Origin of the sequence: Pseudomonas ovata, from assembly GCF_003131185.1 — a bacterium.
Classification (GTDB): domain Bacteria; phylum Pseudomonadota; class Gammaproteobacteria; order Pseudomonadales; family Pseudomonadaceae; genus Aquipseudomonas; species Aquipseudomonas ovata.
Genome location: NZ_QFFU01000064.1, coordinates 1 through 726 on the forward strand (window position 1 = coordinate 1; position 726 = coordinate 726).

Annotated in this window: 1 protein-coding gene and 1 pseudogene; both read right to left on the reverse strand. The window is 63.1% G+C overall.

Features of this window, described 5'->3' with window-relative positions; all coding sequences use genetic code 11:
* Positions 1-487 (reverse strand): benzoate 1,2-dioxygenase small subunit (gene benB, locus DGA31_RS29450; protein ID WP_109514914.1); only part of this gene is annotated, 487 nt, incomplete at its 3' end.
* Positions 484-726: pseudogene (locus DGA31_RS29455) on the reverse strand (hypothetical protein); the annotation flags it as partial. The gene benB and the pseudogene DGA31_RS29455, both read right to left, overlap by 4 nt.

Genomic DNA, 726 nt, shown 5'->3' on the forward strand with positions numbered 1-726 from the left:
AGATGTGATAGACGTCGATGACCTGACGCACATAGTCGTTCTTGAGCACCACCTTCTTGGCCTTGATCAGCGGCTGTTCGCCACGGATGTCCAGGGTGTAGAAGCTGGTGCCGAAGTGGCTGTCGACCGTCTTGTAGCGAAAACTCAGGGTGTGCCAGTTGAAGCGCACCCTGGCGATGCCATCGCCCTGCTCCAGCACCTCGATGTTGCTCAGGTTGTGCGAGGTGCGCGTGTCGGGGACCGTCGCGCTGGAGCGCTCGGTCTTGATGCGGAATACCCGGTCTTCCAGCCCGCCGCGGTTGCCGTACCAGATCAGCGAGATTTCCGTCTGCGGGTTCTCGGTCAGCGTGTCGTTGTCGTCCCAGGCCGGCATCCAGAAGGTCGCATCAGGCGCGTACAGCTCCAGCCACTGGTCCCATTCGGCGTCATCCAGGTGGCGTGCTTCGCGGTAGAGAAAGTCGCGCACCGCTTCGTAGGTGATGGTCATTGCACAGCCTCCACCGGGATCAGCGTCTGTTGAGGCTGCTGCATCTGTTCACCAGCGGCCGCCTGCTCGGCGGCCAGGGCCTTGAGCATGGTCTGCTGCCAGTATTGGTGCTGCAGCACGAACAGGCCTTCGTCCTCGGTGCGCACCCCGGACAGCAGTGGCTTGAGCTCGATTTCCTGCGCCGCCGCGTCCGCCCCTTCGATCCAGTGCGTGGCGCCGCGCGACATGTCGTTCCAGCC